The organism is Streptomyces sp. NBC_01549, assembly GCF_026339955.1.
Lineage (GTDB): Bacteria > Actinomycetota > Actinomycetes > Streptomycetales > Streptomycetaceae > Streptomyces.
Genome location: NZ_JAPEPW010000001.1, coordinates 5,159,546 through 5,179,420, shown reverse-complemented (window position 1 = coordinate 5,179,420; position 19,875 = coordinate 5,159,546). Strand labels below are relative to the sequence as shown.

Sequence of the window (19,875 nt, the reverse complement as noted above, 5' to 3'; positions counted from 1 at the left end):
GGAACTGCGCGACCAGCCCCCACCCGCCCGCAGACAAGGAACTGGACCCTGCCCCCGGGGTGAACCTGGCACCACCCCCGCCCGGGGGCTCGGCCCAGTGACCGTGCGGGACGGGTCGGCGAGACTGGCGGTATGGAGATGTGGAGCGGCAGGGGCATACGGGCACGCGGCCCGGAGGTGCTGGTCGCCGGGGGACGAGGGCTGGTGCTGGCCGTCGGGGGGTTCACCGGCGGGGTCCTTCTGTTCGTGCTCTCCGTCGTGTCGATCCTGCTGGTGCCCGTGGGGGTGGGGATCGTCACGACCCCCTGGGTCCTGACCGGCGTACGGGCGTTCGCGGACCGCCGGCGGATCAGCGCCGCCGAGTGGTGCGGGATACGGATTCCGTCCACGTACAGGAGTCTGCCCGCGGGTCTGAGCCCATGGACGCGCTGCTTGCGGATGCTGGGAGACCCGGCGACCTGGCGCGACCTCGGCTGGCTGGTGGTCGACATGACCGCCGGGTTCGTGACCGCTCTGCTGCCCGCCGCCCTCCTCTTCTACCCCCTGGAGGGCTTCGCGCTGGCGGCCGGCCTGTGGCGGGTCTTCACGGACGGGACGCATGTGGGGTGGTGGTACGGCTTCGTGCCGGTGTCGGGGCAGGGTTCCGCCCTCCTCGCGGGGGTACTAGGCGCGGCGCTCCTCGTCACCTCCTACTTCCTCTCCCCCGCCCTCCTGCGGGTCCATTTCCTCCTCGTCCGCTCCGTTCTCGCCTCCGGCGACGGCGAACTCGCCGAGCGGGTCCGCGTCCTCACCGAGACCCGCCGTGCCGCCGTGGACACGTCGGCTGCCGAACTACGCCGTATCGAGAGGGATTTGCACGACGGAGCACAGGCGCGACTGGTCGCCATGGGGATGGACCTGGGGACCGTCGACGCCCTCATCGAGAAGGACCCGGCCAAGGCCCGCCGACTGCTCGCCCAGGCCCGCCGGTCCTCCGCCGAGGCGCTCACCGAGCTGCGCGACCTCGTACGGGGTATCCATCCCCCCGTGCTCGCCGAGCGTGGACTCTGCGACGCCGTAAGGGCGTTGGCGCTGCGGCTGCCGCTCGCGAGTGAGGTGGACGTCGACATGGACGGCCGCGCGGAGGCGCCCGTCGAGTCCGCCGCGTACTTCGCCGTCAGCGAGGTGCCGACCAACGCGGTCAAGCACTCCGGTGCCGAGCGCCTCTGGGTCGACCTCCAGCACAGGGACGGAATGCTCCGTATCACCGTCACCGACGACGGGGAGGGCGGCGCCCGGGTCGGCGCGGGCTCGGGGCTCACCGGGGTCGAGCGACGGCTCGGTACATTCGACGGCGTCCTGGCCGTCAGCAGCCCCGCGGGCGGTCCCACCATGGTCACCATGGAGATCCCTTGCGCGTTGTCCTAGCCGAAGACCTGTTCCTGCTGCGCGACGGACTGGTCCGGATGCTCGAGGCGTACGACTTCGAGATCGTCGCCGCCGTCGAGAGCGGGCCCGAACTCACCCGGGCCCTGGCCGAGTTGGCGCCCGACGTCGCCGTGGTCGACGTACGGCTGCCGCCCTCGCACACGGACGAGGGGCTGCAGTGCGCGCTCCAGGCCCGCCGGGAGCGGCCGGGGCTGCCGGTGCTCGTGCTCTCCCAGCACGTGGAGCAGCTGTACGCACGGGAGTTGCTCGCGGACGGCACCGGCGGGGTCGGCTATCTGCTCAAGGACCGGGTGTTCGACGCGGAGCAGTTCATCGATGCCGTACGGCGGGTGGCGGCGGGCGGGACCGCGATGGACCCGCAGGTCATCCAGCAGCTGCTGGCGCGGCGTTCGCACACCGGCCGGCCGCTCGGGCGGCTCACTCCGCGCGAGCTGGAGGTGCTCGAACTGATGGCGCAGGGGCGCTCGAACGCGGCGATCGCGGCCCAACTCGTGGTCACAGAACGGGCGATCGCCAAACACACCTCCAACATCTTCACCAAACTGGGGCTGGAGGTATCCGACGACGACAACCGGCGCGTACTCGCCGTACTGGCGTATTTGGATCGCGGCGGCCACTGAGGGAACACCGAACGGCAGCGGGTGGATACCGTGAGAGAGAGGCCACCCACACCGTTGAATATCATTCAAACCTGTTTTTCGATATCAACTCCCCGAAAAACATGCGCTTCTGAGCCCATTGCGCCGGAAATGACCTCACGAACTTCTAAGATTTTCCTGGGTTTCTGAACGCCTCAGGAGTCACCTGCGTACTGATGGACGCCGCTTCACTCCTGTCGGGCGCCTCGATGCCCCGCAAGGAAGTCAGAGGAGTTCCATGGGACGCAACACTCGCAAACGACGTTCGCCACTGGCTGTTCGCGCCGTTGCCGCATCCGCGGCGCTCGCGATCGGTGGGGGCGGACTGATCTGGGCGAATTTCTACGCCTCGGCGCACGAGACCAACTCGAGCCCGAACACCGTCAAGGCCGCCGCCGCCCAGGTCGCCACCATCTCCTGCCCCGACATCGGGCAGAAGCTGACCAACGTGCCCGCCAACGCCAAGTCGAATGTCGACGCGGAGCTGGCCACGCTCGACAAGCAGATCACCGAGGCGTACGCCCGGCTGGCCTCGTCACGTCAGGCCCAGGCCAATGACGCGGGCTTCGTCCAGAACGCGATCCTGTCGCCGCTCAAGGACAAGCGGAGCGCGGTCATCGGACGCATCAAGATCGACTTCACGCGGGTGGGCGCCGCCGCCCCCACCACGCTGGACGCTCTCGCCGCCTGCACCGGCACCACCGCCGACCAGGCTCAGACCACCGCCGGTGGCCAGAACAACGGTGGCCAGCAGAACAACGGGCAGAACAACGGCGGCCAGCAGAACAACGGTGGCGCCCAGGCCAGCGCTGCTCCGAGCGCGAGCGCACCGGCCAACATCGGCGGTCAGGCCGGAAACGGTCCCGTCGCCGCCGACTTCGTCGACATCACGAAGGTCGCACCGAACGTCCTGGCGAAGCCCCAGAAGACCGGCCAGGCCTCGAGGGGTACGTTCACCACGCAGTGCGGTGTGAACGCGAACAAGAACCACAACACCGACAACGTCATCGTGGCGCCCGGCGTGACCAACGGCGCGCACCACCTGCACGACTACGTCGGCAACCAGAAGGTCAACGCGTTCTCCAGCAACAACACGTTCCTGCAGGGCGGGACCAGCTGCCAGAACAAGAACGACCTGTCGTCGTACTACTGGCCCGTGGTCCGTCTCCAGAACGGCACTCAGGACTTCGACCGGAACGCGGACGGCGGTGGCAAGGAAGGCAACGTCGGCAAGATCCTGACCCCCGTACAGGCGCAGATCAAGTACGTCGGCAGCCCGGCCAGCAAGGTCGTCGCGATGCCGCAGTTCCTGCGCATCATCACCGGTGACGCCAAGACCACCACCAACGGTCTGGCGAACGCCAACGCGCACTGGAGCTGCACCGGCTTCGAGAACAAGGTCCAGCTGACGTCGCAGTACCCGATCTGCCCGCAGGGCAGCAACGTGGTCCGCACGTTCGCCTTCCAGAGCTGCTGGGACGGCCAGAACATCGACAGCGCCAACCACCGCACTCACGTGGCCTTCGCCGACCCCGCGAGCGGTGTCTGCGGCAACGGCTTCAAGGCGATCCCCCAGCTGACGATGCGCCTGGTCTACAAGATCAACCCGCCGACCCTCCAGAACGGCGTGGTGAAGAACGCGTACGCGGTGGACGGCTTCCCGGAGCAGCTCCACAAGTCGGCGACCGACCACGACGACTTCATCAGCGTCACCACCGGTGGCCTGGCGAACAAGATCGCCAGCTGCGTCAACTCCGGCCAGCAGTGCAGGTAGTAGTCGCTTCACCGAAGGCAGTAGTCGCTTCACCGAAGAACTAGCACGGCACTGAGAAGGCCGGCGGTGGGATCTCCCGCCGCCGGCCTTCGCTTGGAGCTCCGAAAAGAACGAGAGCCCGATCAGCTCACGGCGTCTGGTGCGTACGATCGCAAGGCGCCAAAAGGCCCTCGTAGCGGAGAGCTACGAGGGCCTTTTGGCCACGCCGCGAGCGTGCGTGCCGGGCGTCGCGAGCCGGGCGCTGATTCCGATCGGAGCCCTTACCCCAGATCCTGCGCGGTCAGCCGCTGTGACCGGAGTGCGCGGTCTCGGTTCCCCCACCACCGCTCCAGCCCGAGTGGTGCGAGGCCCCCTCCTCCAAGGTCCCGCCGAGCTGGCCGCGCAGCGCCGTGACCACCTTCTGGTCGGCGACGGCGACCCACTTGGCGCCGACGAGATAGAACCCCCCGTAGTCCTTCGCGTCGTTGATCCACTCACGCTGGCCGCGATCGGTGGCGAAGGTGGCGAGGACGAACTTGCCGTCGGGGTTCTTGCAGATTGCCTGACGGATCTCGTCGGCGTCCGTCTGAATGCTCGGCTTGCACTTCACCTCGGCCGCCAGATCCTCCAGACTGCCGGTCGCGGTGGCCGGGACCTGGTCGGCCGAGTCGCTCTTGGTCCCTCCCCCGCCACCCGACCCGCCGCAGCCGGTCAGCGCCAGCAGGGCCGCGGCCGCGACGACCGCCAGGCCGTGCCCGCTCAGCTTTTCGCGTGTCAACCTCATACGTTCCTCCGGTGCCTGTCGGCGCCCACGCCGTGGGGAGCCCCGGCGAGGGCCCTGGCCTTCGATACGGCTCCGGCACGCCAAGTGCTCAATCGCCCCCGTTACGGACGGAAAGACACCCTGTGGGAATGCCGATGCCGCAACGGGCACGTGTGTGCGAAGGTGTGGCCGTGATCGAAGACTGGGAAGAGCGTACGGCGGCGGCCTGGGCCACGTTCGACGACTACGAAGAAGCGGACGCGGCGGACTTCCGGGCGGTGATCGACACACTGGTCGCCGAACTGCCCGGGGACAGCCCCCTCGGCCCCTTCGAGCGGGCCTGCGCCTGGGACTCCACCGGCCACTCGGACCGGGCCGTACCGCTGTACCGGGAGGCGCTCGCCCGCGGCCTCAGTGGCTACCGTGCCCGCCGCACCAAGATCCAACTCGCCAGTTCCCTGCGGAACACCGGGCAGGCCGAGGAGGGCGTCAAGCTCCTCACTCCCGAACTCGACGCTCCCCCGGACGAGTTGGACGATGCCGTACGCGCCTGCCTCGCGCTCTGCCTCGCCGACCTCGGCCGCGAACGCGAGGGCCTCTCGCTGGTGATCACCGCCCTCGCGCCCCATCTGCCGCGCTACCAGCGGTCGATGGCGAACTACGCGCGGCTGCTCGTACAGCCCGGGGAGTAACTCCCCGGAGCCAGGTGACCATCGACCGATTCGCTCGTTTTGCTGAACGTGCAGTCACAGGATGTAGCCCAGCGCTCCGCAGCCTCCCCAGGACCGGTCGTCGACGTCGAGCAGGCCGAGGCCGCCCTCGTCGAGCACTACCCGCGGCTCGTCCGGCTCGCCTACCTGGTGCTGCCGCCGAGCCTCGGCCGCAACCGGCGGGTACTGACCGCGCACGCCCTCACCCAGCGGGCCCTGCCCCGGGGCCGCAGGACCGCCACCCTGATCCCGGCCCAGGCCACCGGCCGCGACGGCGACCCCGGCTACGCCCTGGTACGCCTCCAGGTCGTGCGTACGGCACTGGAGGCGGGCGTACCGCTGCGGCGCGCGGCCTGGCCCAAGCGGTCCCAGCTGCCGCCGCTGCTGCCCCAGGTGTGGGGCCTCAGGCTCTTCCCGCGTTCGGGCGGCGCCGACGAACTCGCCCTGGACCAGCGGCTGTCGGCCCTGTCCGCGGCCGCCCGCGCGGCGTACGTCCTGCGCGGTCTGGAGAGGCTGCCCGAGTCCGACGTGCGCAAGGTGCTGACGGCGGCGGGCGTCGACGATCCGGGCGCGGCGCTGAAGGAGGCGGGCGGCGTCGAGGCCAAGGACGCCCTGCTCCTGTCCCCCGAGTTCGACCCCTGTTCGCTGCACGCCCGGCCCACCGACCTGATGCGGCGCAGGCAGCACATGAAGGCCGCGCTCGCCGCCGGCGTCGCGGCGGCCGTCTGCGGCGCGCTGCTCGCCCTGCCCAGCGGCGGCTGGGGACCCGACGGCGCCGCCGCCCCGCCGTACGCGCAGAACCCGGCCGCCGAGGCCGCCCTCGACCCCGGGAGGGTGACACGGATCGCCCCGACGGCGTGGCGGTCGTCCGCACGCACCGACTTCTCCGTGTGGCCCGCGCGCGGCAACCTCGCCGGGGACACCGCGCTGCTGCGCCGCGCGCTCGCCGTCTGGGCCCGGCCCGGCGAGTCCGTGCAGGTCTCGGCGACGCCCGGCACCCCCTCGGGCGCCCCGGCCGGACCACCGCAACTGCTGTACGCCGGTGACGTGGACCAGGCGCGCGTGGTGCTGTTCTACGACGGACTGCGCATCGCCCGGTACGCGGAGCCGCGCGACGGCACGGGTGGCGCGGCCCTCGACTTCGCCCGGGTCGACGGCGCGACCGGTGCCGAGGCGGAGGCGCTCGTCCTGGACCGGGCCGACGGCAACGTCCGCTATCTGACCGCCCCCTGGGTGACCAAGGCCGCCGAGCGCGACCTGATGAAGCCGACCGCGGGCCCGACGCCCCTCACCCTCTCGGCCGACGGCGTCAGCACCCCGCTGGCCGGTCCGGCCCCGACCGGCGCCTGCACCTCGTGGAACGTCATGGAGGTGACCGACACCTCGGGCCCGCACCTGCTGACCGACCTCGGCGAGCTGATCCCGGCCCATCTCACCTCGGGACCGCCCGCCGCGCCCCACGAGGTCGCGGGCCCGGCGGCGCTGCGGAACTGGGCGCCGTTCGCCTGCTCGCTGGCCGCCGTGCGTTCCGAGGGCGTGCGGTCCGTGAACGCCTGGCAGTACGCGCAGCAGCCGCTGCCCGACGCGAGCGGGCAGGCCGCGTGGGTGTGCACCCGAGCCGACACCTGGCGGGGCGACGGCACCCGTGTCCTGGCGCAGTTCCACACGCCGGGCGGGCCGTACGGCGCGGTCGCGGCGAAGGCTCAGAACTCGCCCGCGTGCGGCCCCCGTGACCCCCATGTGCTGGCGGGTGTGCTGTGGAAGTCGGGCACGGGCGACTGGTATCTCCTCGCGGCGGGCAGCAAGGACACCGCCTCGATCAGCACGACGGGCGGGGTGAGCGGGTCGGCGCGCGGCGCGCTGCTCGCCGTACGCACGAAGCAGGGGGATCAGGCCGGGCTGAAGGGAACCCTGACGGACGGGCGGACGGTCAGCGGACTGCGCTAGCCGGTCCCCGGGGGCCTGATGGCGAGCAGGGATTCTGCGGAACATTCCAAGGCGCGCGGTGACCGCATCATGTCGGACCTGTGAACGACCATGGCCGGACCGGCCCGTTCGGGGCCGGATTCGATCGGTAAGGTGTTCGCATGACAACCCGGGTACGCCGCAGGATGGGTGTCGAGGAGCGGCGGCAGCAGTTGATCGGCGTCGCCCTCGACCTCTTCAGCCGACGCTCACCCGACGAGGTCTCCATCGACGAGATAGCCTCGGCCGCGGGTATCTCGCGACCGTTGGTCTACCACTACTTCCCCGGCAAACTCAGCCTGTACGAGGCGGCGTTGCAGCGCGCCTCGGACGATCTCGCGAGCCGGTTCGTGGAGCCGCACGAGGGCTCGCTCGGCTCGCGGCTGCTGCGGGTCATGCGCCGGTTCTTCGACTTCGTGGACGACCACGGGCCCGGTTTCGCGGCGCTGATGCGCGGCGGTCCCGCGGTCGGCTCCTCGAAGACCAACGCGCTCGTCGACGCGGTGCGGCAGGCCGCGTACGTCCAGATCCTGTCGCACCTGATGATCGAGGATCCGCCCGCCCGCCTGGAGCTGGTGATCCGCTCGTGGATCTCGCTCGTCGAGTCGACGGCGCTGATCTGGCTGGACGGGCGGCGGATTCCGCGCGGCGAGCTGGAGGTGCAGCTCGTGCAGGACTTCGCGGCGCTGGCGGCGGTGAGCGCCACGCACGACGAGGAACTCGGCGCGCTGCTGCACCAGGCGCTCAAGGGCGAGCCGGGCGACGGGCCGTTCACCGACCTCGCCGTCCGGTTGCTCGCACTGGCCTCACCCCCGGTCGCCTCATAGCGGTTACTGCACGTACTTCCGGTACGACGGGTCGAGGTCGCGCACCTCGGCGGACACGTGCAGCGTGAGCCCGTCGGTGGGATCGATGTGCTTGCGCAGCAGCTCGAGGGTGGCCTCGGTGAGCTTCGCCTTGGTCTCCTCGGTGCGGCCGGCCAGCAGGGCGAGCGTGACGTGCACGATGGCGTGCGCGTCCGGGTCCGCCTCCGCTCCCACCACCTCGTCCTCGGTGCGCAGCGTCCGTGTCTTGCACGCCTCGATCTTCGCGGCGGCGGTCTCGACGACCACCGGGTGCAGCGCGAGGGCGAAGGCGCGCCAGTCGACGTGGTCGAGAGCCGGGGAATGCTCGACGGTGATGTTCGGCATGGGCACTCCTGTTCTAGGGATTCCCGGTCACCCTAGTCGCAGCGCCAGCATCGCGATGTCGTCCTCGCGGTCGTGGCCGAAGCAGGCGAGGAGTGTGTCGCACAGGGCGTCCAGGCCGGGCAGGGAGCCGATGGCGGCCGCGCGGAGGTGCTCCATCGACACCGCCAGGTCGGTGCCCCGGGTCTCGATCAGGCCGTCGGTGACCATGAGGAGCCGGTCGGTGGGTTCGAGGAACAGCTCCGTGGGCGGCGGGTGGGGCAGACCCACTCCGAGCAGTGGACCGGCGGCCTTGGCGTAGTCGGCGCTGCCGCTGTCCCGGACGATCAGCGGCGGGATGTGGCCCGCGTTGGCGATACGGGTGCGTCCGGTGGCGGGGTCGACCAGGACCAGGCAGACGGTGACGGTGACCTCGGCGTGGTAGCGCTGGAGCATCCGGTCGAGGCGCTCGGCGAGCACGGCCGGGTCGCTCTCGTCGACGCTGTAGGCGCGCAGCGCGTGCCTGATCTCGACCATGACGGTGGCCGCCTCCAGCGAGTGCCCGACGACGTCGCCGACCGCGGTGAGCACGCCCTCGTCGGTGCGCAGGGCCGCGTAGAAGTCGCCGCCGATCTCCGTCTCCTGGGACGCGGGCACGTACCGGACCACGACGTCGACGCCCGGCAGCTCGGCCAGCCGGTGCGGCTGGGGCAGGAAGCTGCGCTGGAGGGTGAGGGCGACGTGCCGTTCGACCTGGTACATGAGCAGCGGCTCGGCGGCGAGCGCGGTGGCCTCGGCGAGCCGGGCCAGCAGCGCCTCGTCGTCGGGGTCGACCCGGCGCACACCGCGGGTGGGCGTGGCGAGGCACACCGAGGCACGGCCCTCCTGGATGGGGATCAGTGCCATACGGGCGTCGTGCTGCACTCCCGGCCGGAAGAACCCGGCGGGCCACAGCGGCGCGGGCACCGTGGTGATCTGGACTCCCGACTGCCCGCGGACGAGCCGTCGGAGCAGACCGGCCACGGCCCGGTGAGCGCCCTCGTCGGGCATCGCGAGCGAGGTACGGTCCCGTGAGGTGCCGCGGTACAGCTCGTCGTCCGGGCCGAGCACGAAGACGGCGGCGGGAGAGCCGGTGAGGCGCGCGGCGCCGTCAGCGGCGGCGTTGGCCAGTTCCTGCGGGGAGCGCGCCGTCTGGATGGCGACGACCGTCTCCGCCAGCCGCGTCAGCCGCCGTGCCAGCGCCTGGTCGTCGGCGCGCAGCCGAGCGGAACGCACCGCGGCCCGGACCACCGCGTCGATCTCCTCGGGCTCGGCGGGCACCGTCAGATACGCCTCGCCGCCCACGTCCAGGCCCCGGCACCGGTCGCCCGGAGCCATGGCAGCGGCCGAGAAGTGCACGACGGGCAGGCCGGCCATGTGCGGCCGGGCCTTGAGCCGACGGCACAGTTCGAAGCCGCTCATGTCCGGCAGGTCCACGTCGATGAGCGCCACGTCGGGCAGGGCGCCCTTGCGCAGCCGTACGTCGAGTTCGACGAGCGCCTCGGAGCCGGTGGCGACCGGGACGACCTGGTGACCGGCGCGGCGCAGCACGGCGCTCATGGCGTACCGACTGGCCGCCACATCGTCCACGACCAGCACGGTCGCGTCAGTCCGCTTGCCGTTGACGTCCATCTGCCAGCCCTTGGACACACCGGTGGGGCAGACCGGGGTTCGAGGTCTGCCCCACCAAGGTAATGCCCTTTCAGGAGATCCGGGAGAATACCGCCACAGTGCGCCCCGGAACGGCGAACGTGCCCGATTTCGCCGCGTACGAGGAGGATTTGACGATAGGGTCGGCGCCCGCCGCCTGCACCGGGTGCAGCGCGTACGCCGTCCCGGCCACGGCGCCGACCGTCTGCTCCTGTGCCTTGGGAGTCGCGTTGAAGACGACGACGAGGTCGCCGAGCTCCATCGTGATCACGCCGGGTGTCTCGTCCTTGCCGGACAGCGGGAAGGAGAGCTGCGACTGCGCCTGGCCGGCGGTGGACAGCGAGAAGACGCTCTCGGTCGTCCGGATCCGCTGCAGGTCCTGGTACGCGTCCGAGCTGCCCTGGATCTGCGGGCATCCCACCTTGACGGTGCTCAACAGGGGTGTGGCGTAGGGCCACTTGGACGCGTTGTCGGCCGCCATCGGCAGTCCGCGTCCGAAGCCGTTGCCGTCCCGGCAGTCCCAGTGGATGGCGTTGAACCAGTCGCCGCTGTCGAACGAGTTGCGGTCGAGGGACTTGGAGCGCAGCAGGTCGGAGCCCGCCTGGGAGAGCGACGGACCCTGGGAGAGGGTGGCGGTCGCCATGGCGAGGACCTGCATCCGGGCCCGGTCGCTCGCGCTCGTCGCGGCCGGCAGCTTGTAGGTGAGCGCGTCGTACAGGGACTCGTTGTCGTGCGCGTCGGCGTACGCGAGGGCGTCGCCCGGTGCCGCCGCGTATCCGGCCGCCTGGCCGTTGTAGTCGATCTCGGAGCCCTTGACCTCCTTGCCGTCGGTGTCGGTGAAGCGGTAGGCGGCGAGGTTGCCGCTGAGCCCGACCTTGATGAGGTCCTGGTAGTGCAGCAGCCGGGCCTTCTGCTCGGCCGAAGTGCCATTGGAAGGCGAGGAGTTGGGGTCGGTATACAGCCCCGAGGCGAAGCCCTGGACGCCGGGGTCGGAGTCGAAGGGGCTGCCGCCGCGTACGGCGTCGCGCGCCCGGTCGGAGAAGGTCGCGATGCCCGTCCCGGCCATGTTCTTCTGGGTGGCCTGCACGAATCGGGCGTCGTCGGCGACCTCGCCGAAGTTCCAGCCCTCGCCGTACAGGATGATCTTCTTGCCATCGACCCCGTCCTTCGCCGGGGTCAGCGCGTCGAGGGCCTTGCGGACCGCCAGGATGTTGGCCTTGGGGTGGTGCCCCATGAGGTCGAAGCGGAAGCCGTCGACCTTGTACTCCTTGGCCCAGGTGACGATCGAGTCCACCACCAGCTTGCCCATCATGGCGTTCTCGGTGGCCGTGTTCGCGCAGCAGGTGGAGGTGGCGACGGACCCGTCGGCGAGGAGCCGCTGGTAGTAGCCGGGCACGATCCTGTCGAGCACGGAGGTGTCCGCCTGACCACTGGCGGCGGTGTGGTTGTAGACCACGTCCATGACGACTCGCAGGCCGTCCTCGTTCAGCGACTTGACCATCCGGCGGAACTCGACCGTACGGCCGGTGCCGTCCGGGTCGCTCGCGTACGAGCCCTCCGGGACCGTGTAGTGGTAGGGGTCGTAGCCCCAGTTGTAGGCGTCCTTGGCGGCGATCGCGGCGACGCACTCCTGCTGCTTCTGGGAGTCGGCGGGGTAGGAGGCGAGGTCGCAGCCGGTGGTGGCCTGGTCGGACTTCTTCTCGGGGATGGTGGCGATGTCGAAGGCGGGCAGGAGGTGGACGTACGAGGTGCCCGACCGGGCAAGGGCCCGCAGATGCTTGGACCCGTCGCTGTTCTTGTCGGTGAAGGCGAGGTAGGTGCCCTGGTCCTTCGCGGGGACGGTCTTGTCCGCCACCGAGAAGTCCCGGATGTGCAGCTCCTGGATCTGGGCGTCCCGCAGCGGTACGGCCTTGGGCTTCTTCAGCGAGGACCAGCCGCTCGGGGCGAGGGACCTGTCCGTCAGGTCGACGACGAGGCTGCGCTCGGAGTCGGTGGTGAGGGCGAGCGAGTACGGGTCGGTGACCTTGTTGGTGACGACCTTGCCGACGGTGGGCGCCCACACCTTCACGACGTACCGGTAGGGCTTGTTCCGCCAGGACTTCGCGCCGGTGACGGACCAGACGCCGGTGGTGTCGTTCCTCTTCATGGCGACCGTGGAGCCGTCGAGCTCCAGCGCCACGCTCTGCGCGGTCGGCGCCCATACGGCCAGCGTGGGACGCCCGTCGCGGAACGTCGGACCCAGCTGCGCCTCGGTCGCGTCGTACAGATCGTCGAGTACGCCGGCGATCTGGACGCCCGTGGCCGCCGGCACGGCGCCGTTGGCGGCTCGTTGCGAGGCGACGAGCTGACCCTTCAGGGCCTCCTTCACCCGGCCTCGGTCGCGCGGGTCGACGGACCAGGCGGTGTAGTCCTTGAGGTACGGGAACGCGGCCTTCTGGGCGTCGCTGAGGGTGGTCTTCGACAGCCGGAGCCACCGCTCGTCGTCGCTGGTCAGCGTCCCGTCCTTGACGGCGATCGAGCCGTCGTGGGAGTACAGCAACTGGGTGGAGGCCGCGGCCTCGGAGCCGTTCCAGGCGACGGTGTTCCGGTCGATCCAGACCGCCTTGGAGGTGGTCAGGTCGAGCGCGGCCGCGCTGCCCGCGGGCTGTGGGAGCAGGTACTTCTCCTGGCCGTTCACCAGCCACACCTCGTGGCCGTTCGCGGCGAGGTCGAGCGACTGGTCGGTCGGGAGGTCCTTCTCGTCGCCCTTGTGGAGGATGTAACTCAGGCTGGTGGCACCCTCGGCGAGCTGCACCTCGAAGACAGCGCCATAGGCGTCAGTCTTCACCGGCTCCAGGGGCTTGGACCAGTCCGTGGGCGTCGCGGCCCCGGACCAGACGTGCAGTCCCCAGCCGGTGTAGTCGCCGTCGGCGCGGTGGTAGTGCAGGACGGCCTTGGTCGTGTCCTGCGCCGGGTAGTCGGGCCGCTGGGTCTGTACGGCCTCCTTGCCCTGCTCGACCCAGACCTCGCCCGTCTTGGTGACGTCGATCGTGCGGTCGGTGGCGACGTCCTTGTTGCCGTCCTTGTCGATGACGAGGAAGCCCACACTGGACGCGCCCGGCTTCAACTTCACGTAGGCGAAGGCCCCGTAGGCGTCCCGGCCGATGAAGTCGTGGCCCGCAGGCCAGGTCGTCGACTCGCCGTCGGCCAGGTCGCCCCAGGCGTAGAGGCGCCAGTCGGTGTAGTCGCCGTCGGTGCGCTTGTAGTGGACGATCGCGTAGTCGCGCGAGGAGGCGGTGGGGACTTCGGCGGTGGGCGGTGTGCCACTCGTACTCGTGGCCGTCGCGCTCGCCGTGTGCCCGGCCGAGTCGACGACCACCGCCTTGTAGCGCAGGGCGGTCCCGGCGGGTACGTCCTTGCCGAGGGTCTGGGTGACCTTGTACGGGGCGTGGTCGGCGGAGCCGAGCGTCCGCCACCTGCCGTTGCCCACCTGGGCGGCGAAGACGACACGGTCGAGCCGACCGCCGGTGACGTCGGCGCCGAGCTCGACGGTGCCGGACGCGCCCGCGTCCGGTGCCTTCAGGGTGAGTGAGGGCTTCGCGGCGGGGGCGCCGAGCGGGCGGGCCGCCTTGAGGACGACGGCGGAATGGGCCGGGACGGTGACGGTGACGTTCTTGTCGGCGTCGCTCGTCAGCCGGAAGGAGGTCCCGTAGATCCCCCGGAAGGTCATATCGGCGGAGCCGGTCGCGAAGGTCGCCGTCTTCGCCTCGTCCGCGTTGTTGAGGGCGACGAGGTACTCGGTCTTGTCGCCGCCCGTACGGGAGAAGGCGTAGACGCCCGCCCCGTCGGCCGCGTAGCGCTCGGTCTGCACCCCGTCCGCGAGGGCCGGGTTGTCCTTGCGGAGCTTCGAGAGAGCGGCGATCTCCTTGTAGAGCGGTGCGCTCGTGTCGTAGGCGTCGCTCGCGTGGGTGCGGTCGGTGCCGAGTTCGTCGTCGTCGAGGTAGTCGGGGACCTTGGAGGCGAACATCGTCTGACGGGCGTCCTTGTCGCCGCCCGCGCCGGTGAAGCCCTGCTCGTCGCCGTAGTAGACGACCGGGTTGCCGCGGCCGAGGAACATCAGCTCGTTGGCGAGCTCGTCCTTCTTCACCAGCTCGGCGTCGGTGGCCTTCGGGTTGTCCTGGTTCAGGAAGTACCCGATGCGGCCCATGTCGTGGTTGCCGAGGAAGGTGACCTGCTCGTACGCGTTGGCCTTGTCGGTCGTGTACTTGTAGTCGTCACCGAAGACCGAGGCGAGCTTCTTGGCGCTGCCGCCCTGGGAGGCGTACGAGCGTGCCGCGTCCTGGAAGGGGAAGTCGAGGGTGGCGTCGAGCCGGCCCTGGGTGACATACGGGGAGGTGATCGACGTGTCGGCGGAGTAGACCTCGCCGAACATGAAGAAGTTCTTCCGACCCCGCTCGGCCGCGTACGTGTCGAGCGCGGTGGCCCACTGCGTCCAGAACTCCATGTCCACATGCTTCACGGTGTCGATCCGGAAGCCGTCGACGCCGAAGTCCCTGACCCACTTCTCGTAGATCTTCTCCATGCCGCTGACGACCTCGGGACGCTCGGTCCACAGGTCGTCCAGGCCCGAGAAGTCGCCGTAGGTGGTGGACTCGCCGGCATAGGTGGAGTCGCCGCGGTTGTGGTACATCGTCGGGTCGTTGAGCCAGGACGGCACCTTGGCGTTCTTCTTGGCGGCGGGCACGACGGGCGTACGGGGGAAGGAGCCGGCGCCCACGGACGGGAAGCCGGCGCCTCCCGCCGCGTAGTCGGCGTCGTCGAAGGGCTTCCCGTCCTTGGTCAGATACGGGAACGCCCCCTTGGAGAGGTAGTCGTAGGACTTCTGCTCGTAGTCGACGACATCGGCCGTGTGGTTGGTGATGACGTCGAAGAAGACCTTCATGCCCTTGGCGTGCGCCTTGGAGATGAGAGTCGAGAGGTCCTTGTTGGTGCCGAAGTGCGGGTCGACCTGGGTGAAGTCGGTGATCCAGTAACCGTGGTACCCGGCAGAGGCGTTGCTCCCCGTGCCCTGCACGGCCTGGTTCTTGAAGATCGGCGCCATCCAGATGGCGGTGGTCCCGAGCCCCTTGATGTAGTCGAGCTTGCCGGTCAGCCCCTTCAGGTCACCGCCCTGGTAGAAGCCCTTGTCCGTGGGGTCGTACCCGGTGGCAAGGCGCGAACCGGTCAGCCCTCCGCGGTCGTTGGACGTGTCGCCATTGGCGAAACGATCCGGCATAACGAAGTAGAACTGCTCGCGCGTGTCGTCGTGCCGGGCCGGTTCGGCGGCGAGCTTGGCGTCGGAAGGGGGAGCGGGCGGGGTCTCGGCCCGCGCAGCGAGGGGTTGCGCAAGCGATACGGCCAATGCGGCGGCGAGGACGGTTGCGCGCAGCCTGGCGCGGCCGGAGCTTCGCGCCGGCCCTCTCGGTATCAGGTCCACAGGTGTGAACTCCTAGCGATTACGGCGTACTCGGGTCCGACCCCGCGCAGCGTCTCGGCCCCAGTGCCGAACGCCCGCGTGACCGTATCGCTCACGCAAGGTTTACAGCAAGAGTCTTGCAATACCCGGCAAGGGCTTTCAGCAGTTGGACTTGCCCGTGTAGATCGCGAGTGCCGTGTTGGAGCCCAGCGTCGCGGTGAACTGCCCAGAACTGTTGACTGTGATGCTGGTGTTGTTCTGTACGTTGCAGTACGTGCCCGCGGCGAGCGAGGTGGTGTATGTGCGGGACAGCGAGGAGGACTCGTGGTTGATGGCCACGAAGCCCTTGCTGCCGCGACCGAAGGCGATGGCGTCGCCGCCGTTGTCCCACCAGTTGGTGAGGGACTGCCCGCGGGTGGTGTTGCGGAAGGCGACCATCGACTCGATCTCCGGCCAGGCGTGCTGGCACTTCCAGCCGTCCTGCCAACAGCTGTTGACCGTTCCGCCGTTGGGCGGTCCGGCGTCCGCGTCGGACCACTCGTAGCCGGAGTTGATGTCGGGCGCACCGTACGGATACGCGAGCATGAAGACGTTCGCGAGGGTGTAGTTCGCGCCGTCCTTGTAGTTGAGCGTCGAGCCGTTGCGCTCGGTGTCGTGGTTGTCGACGAACACACCCGCGACAGAGCTGCTCATGTAGCCCCAGCCCTCGCCGTAGTTCCTCAGGTAGGCGAGGTTCTCGTTGTTAAAGACCCGCTTGAGGTCGTACGCGTACCGGAACTCCTGCACGTCGCCGTTGCCCGTGTACTCGGTCGGCTGGACGGCCTCGCCCGAGCCGTAGATGACCTCCTGCTTCCAGTACACGGACGGATTGCTCAGCCGGGACTTGATGTCGGCCAGGTCGGTCGCGGGGATGTGCTTGGCCGCGTCGATGCGGAAGCCGTCGACGCCGTATCCGAGCAGGGTGTTCATGTAGCCGGCGATGGTCGACCGGACGTACTCCTCGCCGGTGTCCAGATCGGCGAGACCGACGAGTTCGCAGTTCTGGACGTTGGCGCGGTTGGTGTAGTCGCTGATGGTGGCGGTGCAGTCGTCCATGTCGTAGGACGAGTACAGGCCCGGGTAGTTGTACTTCGTGTACGAAGAGCCGCCGGTGCCGGTGCCGGAACCGGCCGCCATGTGGTTGATCACCGTGTCGGTCACGACCTTCACACCGGCCGCGTGGCAGGTGTTGACCATGTTCTTGAAGGCGGTGGCGTCACCGAGTCGCCCGGCGATCCTGTAGCTCACGGGCTGGTACGAGGTCCACCACTGCGAGCCCTGTATGTGCTCGGCGGGCGGGGAGACCTGGACGTAGCCGTATCCGGCGGGGCCCAGTGTGTTGGTGCATTCCTTGGCGACCGAGTCGAATTTCCACTCGAACAGGACGGCGGTGACGTCCTTGGTGCCGGGTGGGGATGCCACCGCCGTGCTTGGGGGAACGGCCACCGAGACCGCCAGGCCCGCCGCGAGGGCGAACGAGGCGGCAAGCGTTTTCCTTGCCATGTGGGTGCTCCTGCACTTCGTCGTGCGGGTGGGGGGATCGGAACGTATCCCTTGCAATCAAGTTTCAGCAAGATGTCGCAATAAATTTCAACAGCCGTATTGACGCGGCCCCTTCGGCGGTCCCACGCTCCACACGTGTCAACCCCGGCGCATCCCGGTCGAGTCGACCGGATCCGGAGAGGAGCCACACCACGATGGTCTTACCCCGCAGAAGGATCACCAGACTGCTGGTGACCGCGGCGCCGGCGCTCGGCGGTCCGACCGCGCTGTCCGCCCAGCAGGCCGCCGCGGTGGACACCGGTGTCCCCAACGGCGATGTGATCGCCAACCTGTGGGATGGGAATGGAACTGGCAGTCGGTCGCTTCCGAGTGCACGAACGTTCTCGACCCGGCCGGGTACGGAGCGGTGCAAGTGGTCCCGCCCGCCGAGTCCCTGAAGCAGTCCAACTCCTCCTGGTGGGACGTCTACCAGCCGTACTCCTACAACCTGAACAGCCGCTTCGGCACCGCGGCCGGCTTCAAGGTCATGGTCGACAGGTGTCATGCGGCCGGCATCAAGGTCTACACCGACGCGGTGATCAACCACACCGCCACACAGACCGGCACCGGCTACGACGGCACGACCATCACCGACACGTACGACACCCCGGACAACGACCCGGCCGACAGCGACGACTGCACGACCACAATCTCGGACTGGTCCAACCGCTACCAGGTCCAGCACTGCGCACTCCTCGGCCTGACCGACCTGGACACCGCCGAGAACCGCGTCCGCACGAAGATCACCGGCTTCCTGAACAAGCAGATCGACCTGGGAGTCGACAGCTTCCGCATCGACGCGGCCAAACACACAGAGCGGTGCTCCGGTCCTCGTGGACCGGAGCACCGCTCACGTGTACGTCAGGCGGCCCACCAGACGGTGACGTCCGCCGGCAGCTTCGCCTCGCCGCCCTGCGACGGGGTCACCTCACCGCTGGCGAGAAGCACACGGCCGTACGCCGGTACGGTCACCGCCTCGCCCCCGGTGTTCGCGGTGCAGACGAAGTCCCCACGGCGGAAGGCGATGACGCCCTCGGGCGCGTCCAGCCAGGTGACGGCGTCGCCCGCGCCGAGGTCGGGCCGCGCACGCCGGACGGCCAGCGCGCCGCGGTACATCTCCAGGGTCGAGCCCTCGACCCCCGTCTGCGCCTCGACGCTCAGCTCCGCCCACTCGGCAGGCTGCGGAAGCCAGCTGCCGCCGCTGCCGAAGCCGTACGAGGAGCCGGTACGGGTCCACGGGATCGGCACCCGGCAGCCGTCACGGAACCCGTCCTGTCCGGCGCCCCGGAAGAAGGCGGGGTCCTGGCGCACCTCGTCCGGCAGATCCACCACGTCCGGCAGGCCGAGTTCCTCGCCCTGGTACAGGTAGGCGGAGCCGGGCAGCGCCAGCATCAGCAGGGTGGCCGCGCGCGCCCGGCGCAGCCCCAGTTCCCGGTCGCCCGCGGTGCGGATCTGGGTACCCAGCCCGGCCTCGTTGGCGAAGCGCGTGGCGTGCCGGGTCACATCGTGGTTGGACAGCACCCAGGTCGAGGGGGCGCCCACGGGCCGCATCGCGTCCAGCGTGCGGTCGATGACGGAGCGCAGCTCGGCCGCGTCCCAGTAAGTGCCCAGGTATTGGAAGTTGAAGGCCTGGTGCAGCTCGTCGGGGCGCACGTAGTTGGCGGTGCGCTCGACCGTGGGGGTCCACGCCTCGGCGACGAAGATGCGCTCGCCGGCGTACTCGTCGAGGACCGTGCGCCACTGGCGGTAGATGGCGTGCACGCCGTCCTGGTCGAAGAACGGCATGACATCGTTGCCCAGGAGCTTCAGCTGGTCGTGGCCACCCAGATCCGGCAGGCCCTCCGCCTTCACCAGGCCGTGCGCCACGTCGATACGGAAGCCGTCGACGCCCATGTCCAGCCAGAAGCGCAGGACCGAGCGGAACTCGTCGCCCACCGCCGGGTGCTCCCAGTTGAAGTCCGGCTGCTCGGGCGCGAAGAGGTGCAGGTACCAGTCGCCGGGGGTGCCGTCCTGCTCGGTGACCCGGGTCCAGGCGGGGCCGCCGAAGATGGACTCCCAGTCGTTGGGCGGCAGTTCACCGTTCTCGCCCTTGCCGGGCCGGAAGTGGTAGCGCTCCCGCAGCGGCGATCCGGGGCCTTCGTACAGGGCCCGCTTGAACCACTCGTGCTGGTCGGACGAGTGGTTGGGGACCAGGTCGACGATGATCCGCAGACCCAGTTCGTGGGCGTCGCGGATGAGGGCGTCGGCGTCCAGAAGGTTGCCGAACATGGGCTCGACGGCCCGGTAGTCCGCCACGTCGTAGCCGGCGTCGGCCTGGGGCGAGGCGTAGAAGGGGCTCAGCCACACGGCGTCCACGCCGAGGTCGCGCAGGTACGGGAGTCGGGAACGTACGCCCTCCAGGTCGCCCATGCCGTCGCCGTTGCTGTCGGCGAAGCTGCGCGGATAGACCTGGTAGATCACCGCGTCGCGCCACCAGTCGCGGTGGGCGGCGACGGTGGCGAGAGCGGAGGTCGGGGCCTGGTCGGCGGAGTGCTGGCTCATGGCGTCCTTGATGCGGTGGGGGTCCCCCGCTCGAGCGAGGCCGAGAGTGGGGGAGGAGTTCGGGGTGTCCCCCCTCCGCTCGGGCGAGGCCGGGGCTCGGGGAGGAAACGTCGGAGGCGGGGGGGATCAGGCGGCCGCGGTGTCGGCGGGGTCGGATGGACACCGCGGCCGCCACCCGCGCGATGGCCGCGCGGGAGTTTCGGGCGT

Annotated in this window: 12 protein-coding genes and 1 pseudogene; 7 read left to right on the top strand and 6 right to left on the bottom strand. The window is 69.8% G+C overall.

The features are described 5' to 3' along the window. Positions 1 to 132: 132 nt before the first annotated feature. From OG819_RS23005 to OG819_RS22995, 3 genes are all read left to right on the top strand, one after another. Entirely contained in the window at positions 133 to 1,407 is a 1,275-nt protein-coding gene (locus OG819_RS23005) for a sensor histidine kinase (protein ID WP_266651052.1), read from the top strand. Beyond that, on the top strand, positions 1,392 to 2,048 hold the full coding sequence (locus OG819_RS23000) for a response regulator transcription factor (protein ID WP_266624217.1): 657 nt from the start codon (positions 1,392 to 1,394) through the stop codon (positions 2,046 to 2,048). Before OG819_RS23005 ends, OG819_RS23000 begins: the two co-directional genes overlap by 16 nt. Positions 2,049 to 2,304: 256 nt before the next feature. Next, a complete protein-coding gene (locus OG819_RS22995; protein ID WP_266651051.1) occupies positions 2,305 to 3,840 on the top strand; it encodes a DUF1996 domain-containing protein in 1,536 nt (511 codons plus the stop codon). A 280-nt stretch (positions 3,841 to 4,120) separates the two neighbouring features. Here OG819_RS22995 and OG819_RS22990 read toward each other — a convergent pair whose 3' ends face one another. Further along, positions 4,121 to 4,603, bottom strand: coding sequence for a hypothetical protein (locus OG819_RS22990; protein ID WP_266651050.1), 483 nt, complete (start codon positions 4,601 to 4,603; stop codon positions 4,121 to 4,123). 134 nt (positions 4,604 to 4,737) lie between these two features. Between OG819_RS22990 and OG819_RS22985 the strand changes: the two genes are divergently transcribed. From OG819_RS22985 to OG819_RS22975, 3 genes are all read left to right on the top strand, one after another. After that, positions 4,738 to 5,274: a tetratricopeptide repeat protein gene (locus OG819_RS22985; RefSeq protein WP_266634269.1), complete on the top strand. Its 537-nt coding sequence runs from the start codon at positions 4,738 to 4,740 to the stop codon at positions 5,272 to 5,274. A gap of 48 nt (positions 5,275 to 5,322) precedes the next feature. Further along, on the top strand, positions 5,323 to 7,239 hold the full coding sequence (locus OG819_RS22980; protein WP_266624221.1) for a hypothetical protein: 1,917 nt from the start codon (positions 5,323 to 5,325) through the stop codon (positions 7,237 to 7,239). A 140-nt stretch (positions 7,240 to 7,379) separates the two neighbouring features. Further along, positions 7,380 to 8,084, top strand: coding sequence for a TetR/AcrR family transcriptional regulator (locus OG819_RS22975; RefSeq protein ID WP_266624223.1), 705 nt, complete (start codon positions 7,380 to 7,382; stop codon positions 8,082 to 8,084). Between the two features lie 3 nt (positions 8,085 to 8,087). Here OG819_RS22975 and OG819_RS22970 read toward each other — a convergent pair whose 3' ends face one another. The 4 genes from OG819_RS22970 to OG819_RS22955 all read right to left on the bottom strand — a co-directional run bounded on the left by OG819_RS22970 (position 8,088) and on the right by OG819_RS22955 (position 17,088). Then, positions 8,088 to 8,447, bottom strand: a complete 360-nt coding sequence (locus OG819_RS22970) for a 5-carboxymethyl-2-hydroxymuconate Delta-isomerase (protein WP_266582144.1) — start codon at positions 8,445 to 8,447, stop codon at positions 8,088 to 8,090. 27 nt (positions 8,448 to 8,474) lie between these two features. Then, complete coding sequence (locus OG819_RS22965; RefSeq protein WP_266634271.1) at positions 8,475 to 10,094, bottom strand: fused response regulator/phosphatase; 1,620 nt, start codon at positions 10,092 to 10,094, stop codon at positions 8,475 to 8,477. A gap of 70 nt (positions 10,095 to 10,164) precedes the next feature. Continuing rightward, positions 10,165 to 15,519, bottom strand: coding sequence for a pullulanase-type alpha-1,6-glucosidase (pulA, locus tag OG819_RS22960; RefSeq protein WP_266652816.1), 5,355 nt, complete (start codon positions 15,517 to 15,519; stop codon positions 10,165 to 10,167). 186 nt (positions 15,520 to 15,705) lie between these two features. After that, entirely contained in the window at positions 15,706 to 17,088 is a 1,383-nt protein-coding gene (locus OG819_RS22955; protein WP_266624227.1) for an alpha-amylase family protein, read from the bottom strand. A 526-nt stretch (positions 17,089 to 17,614) separates the two neighbouring features. On the opposite strand from OG819_RS22955, the pseudogene OG819_RS22950 reads away from it, so the two are divergent. After that, positions 17,615 to 17,902, top strand: a pseudogene (locus OG819_RS22950) (alpha-amylase family glycosyl hydrolase); the annotation flags it as partial. 86 nt (positions 17,903 to 17,988) lie between these two features. Here OG819_RS22950 and OG819_RS22945 read toward each other — a convergent pair. Further along, on the bottom strand, positions 17,989 to 19,668 hold the full coding sequence (locus OG819_RS22945) for a glycoside hydrolase family 13 protein (protein ID WP_266651049.1): 1,680 nt from the start codon (positions 19,666 to 19,668) through the stop codon (positions 17,989 to 17,991). Positions 19,669 to 19,875 lie beyond the last annotated feature (207 nt).

What these genes read in the sequence shown, in the direction of transcription:
- OG819_RS23005 (WP_266651052.1), top strand. Translation starts at nt 133, where the DNA reads ATGGAGATGTGGAGCGGCAGGGGCATACGGGCACGCGGCCCGGAGGTG.
- OG819_RS22995 (WP_266651051.1), top strand. Translation starts at nt 2,305, where the DNA reads ATGGGACGCAACACTCGCAAACGACGTTCGCCACTGGCTGTTCGCGCC.
- OG819_RS22990 (WP_266651050.1), bottom strand. Translation starts at nt 4,603, where the DNA reads ATGAGGTTGACACGCGAAAAGCTGAGCGGGCACGGCCTGGCGGTCGTC.
- OG819_RS22985 (WP_266634269.1), top strand. Translation starts at nt 4,738, where the DNA reads ATGCCGCAACGGGCACGTGTGTGCGAAGGTGTGGCCGTGATCGAAGAC.
- OG819_RS22975 (WP_266624223.1), top strand. Translation starts at nt 7,380, where the DNA reads ATGACAACCCGGGTACGCCGCAGGATGGGTGTCGAGGAGCGGCGGCAG.
- OG819_RS22970 (WP_266582144.1), bottom strand. Translation starts at nt 8,447, where the DNA reads ATGCCGAACATCACCGTCGAGCATTCCCCGGCTCTCGACCACGTCGAC.
- OG819_RS22965 (WP_266634271.1), bottom strand. Translation starts at nt 10,094, where the DNA reads ATGGACGTCAACGGCAAGCGGACTGACGCGACCGTGCTGGTCGTGGAC.
- OG819_RS22955 (WP_266624227.1), bottom strand. Translation starts at nt 17,088, where the DNA reads ATGGCAAGGAAAACGCTTGCCGCCTCGTTCGCCCTCGCGGCGGGCCTG.
- OG819_RS22945 (WP_266651049.1), bottom strand. Translation starts at nt 19,668, where the DNA reads ATGAGCCAGCACTCCGCCGACCAGGCCCCGACCTCCGCTCTCGCCACC.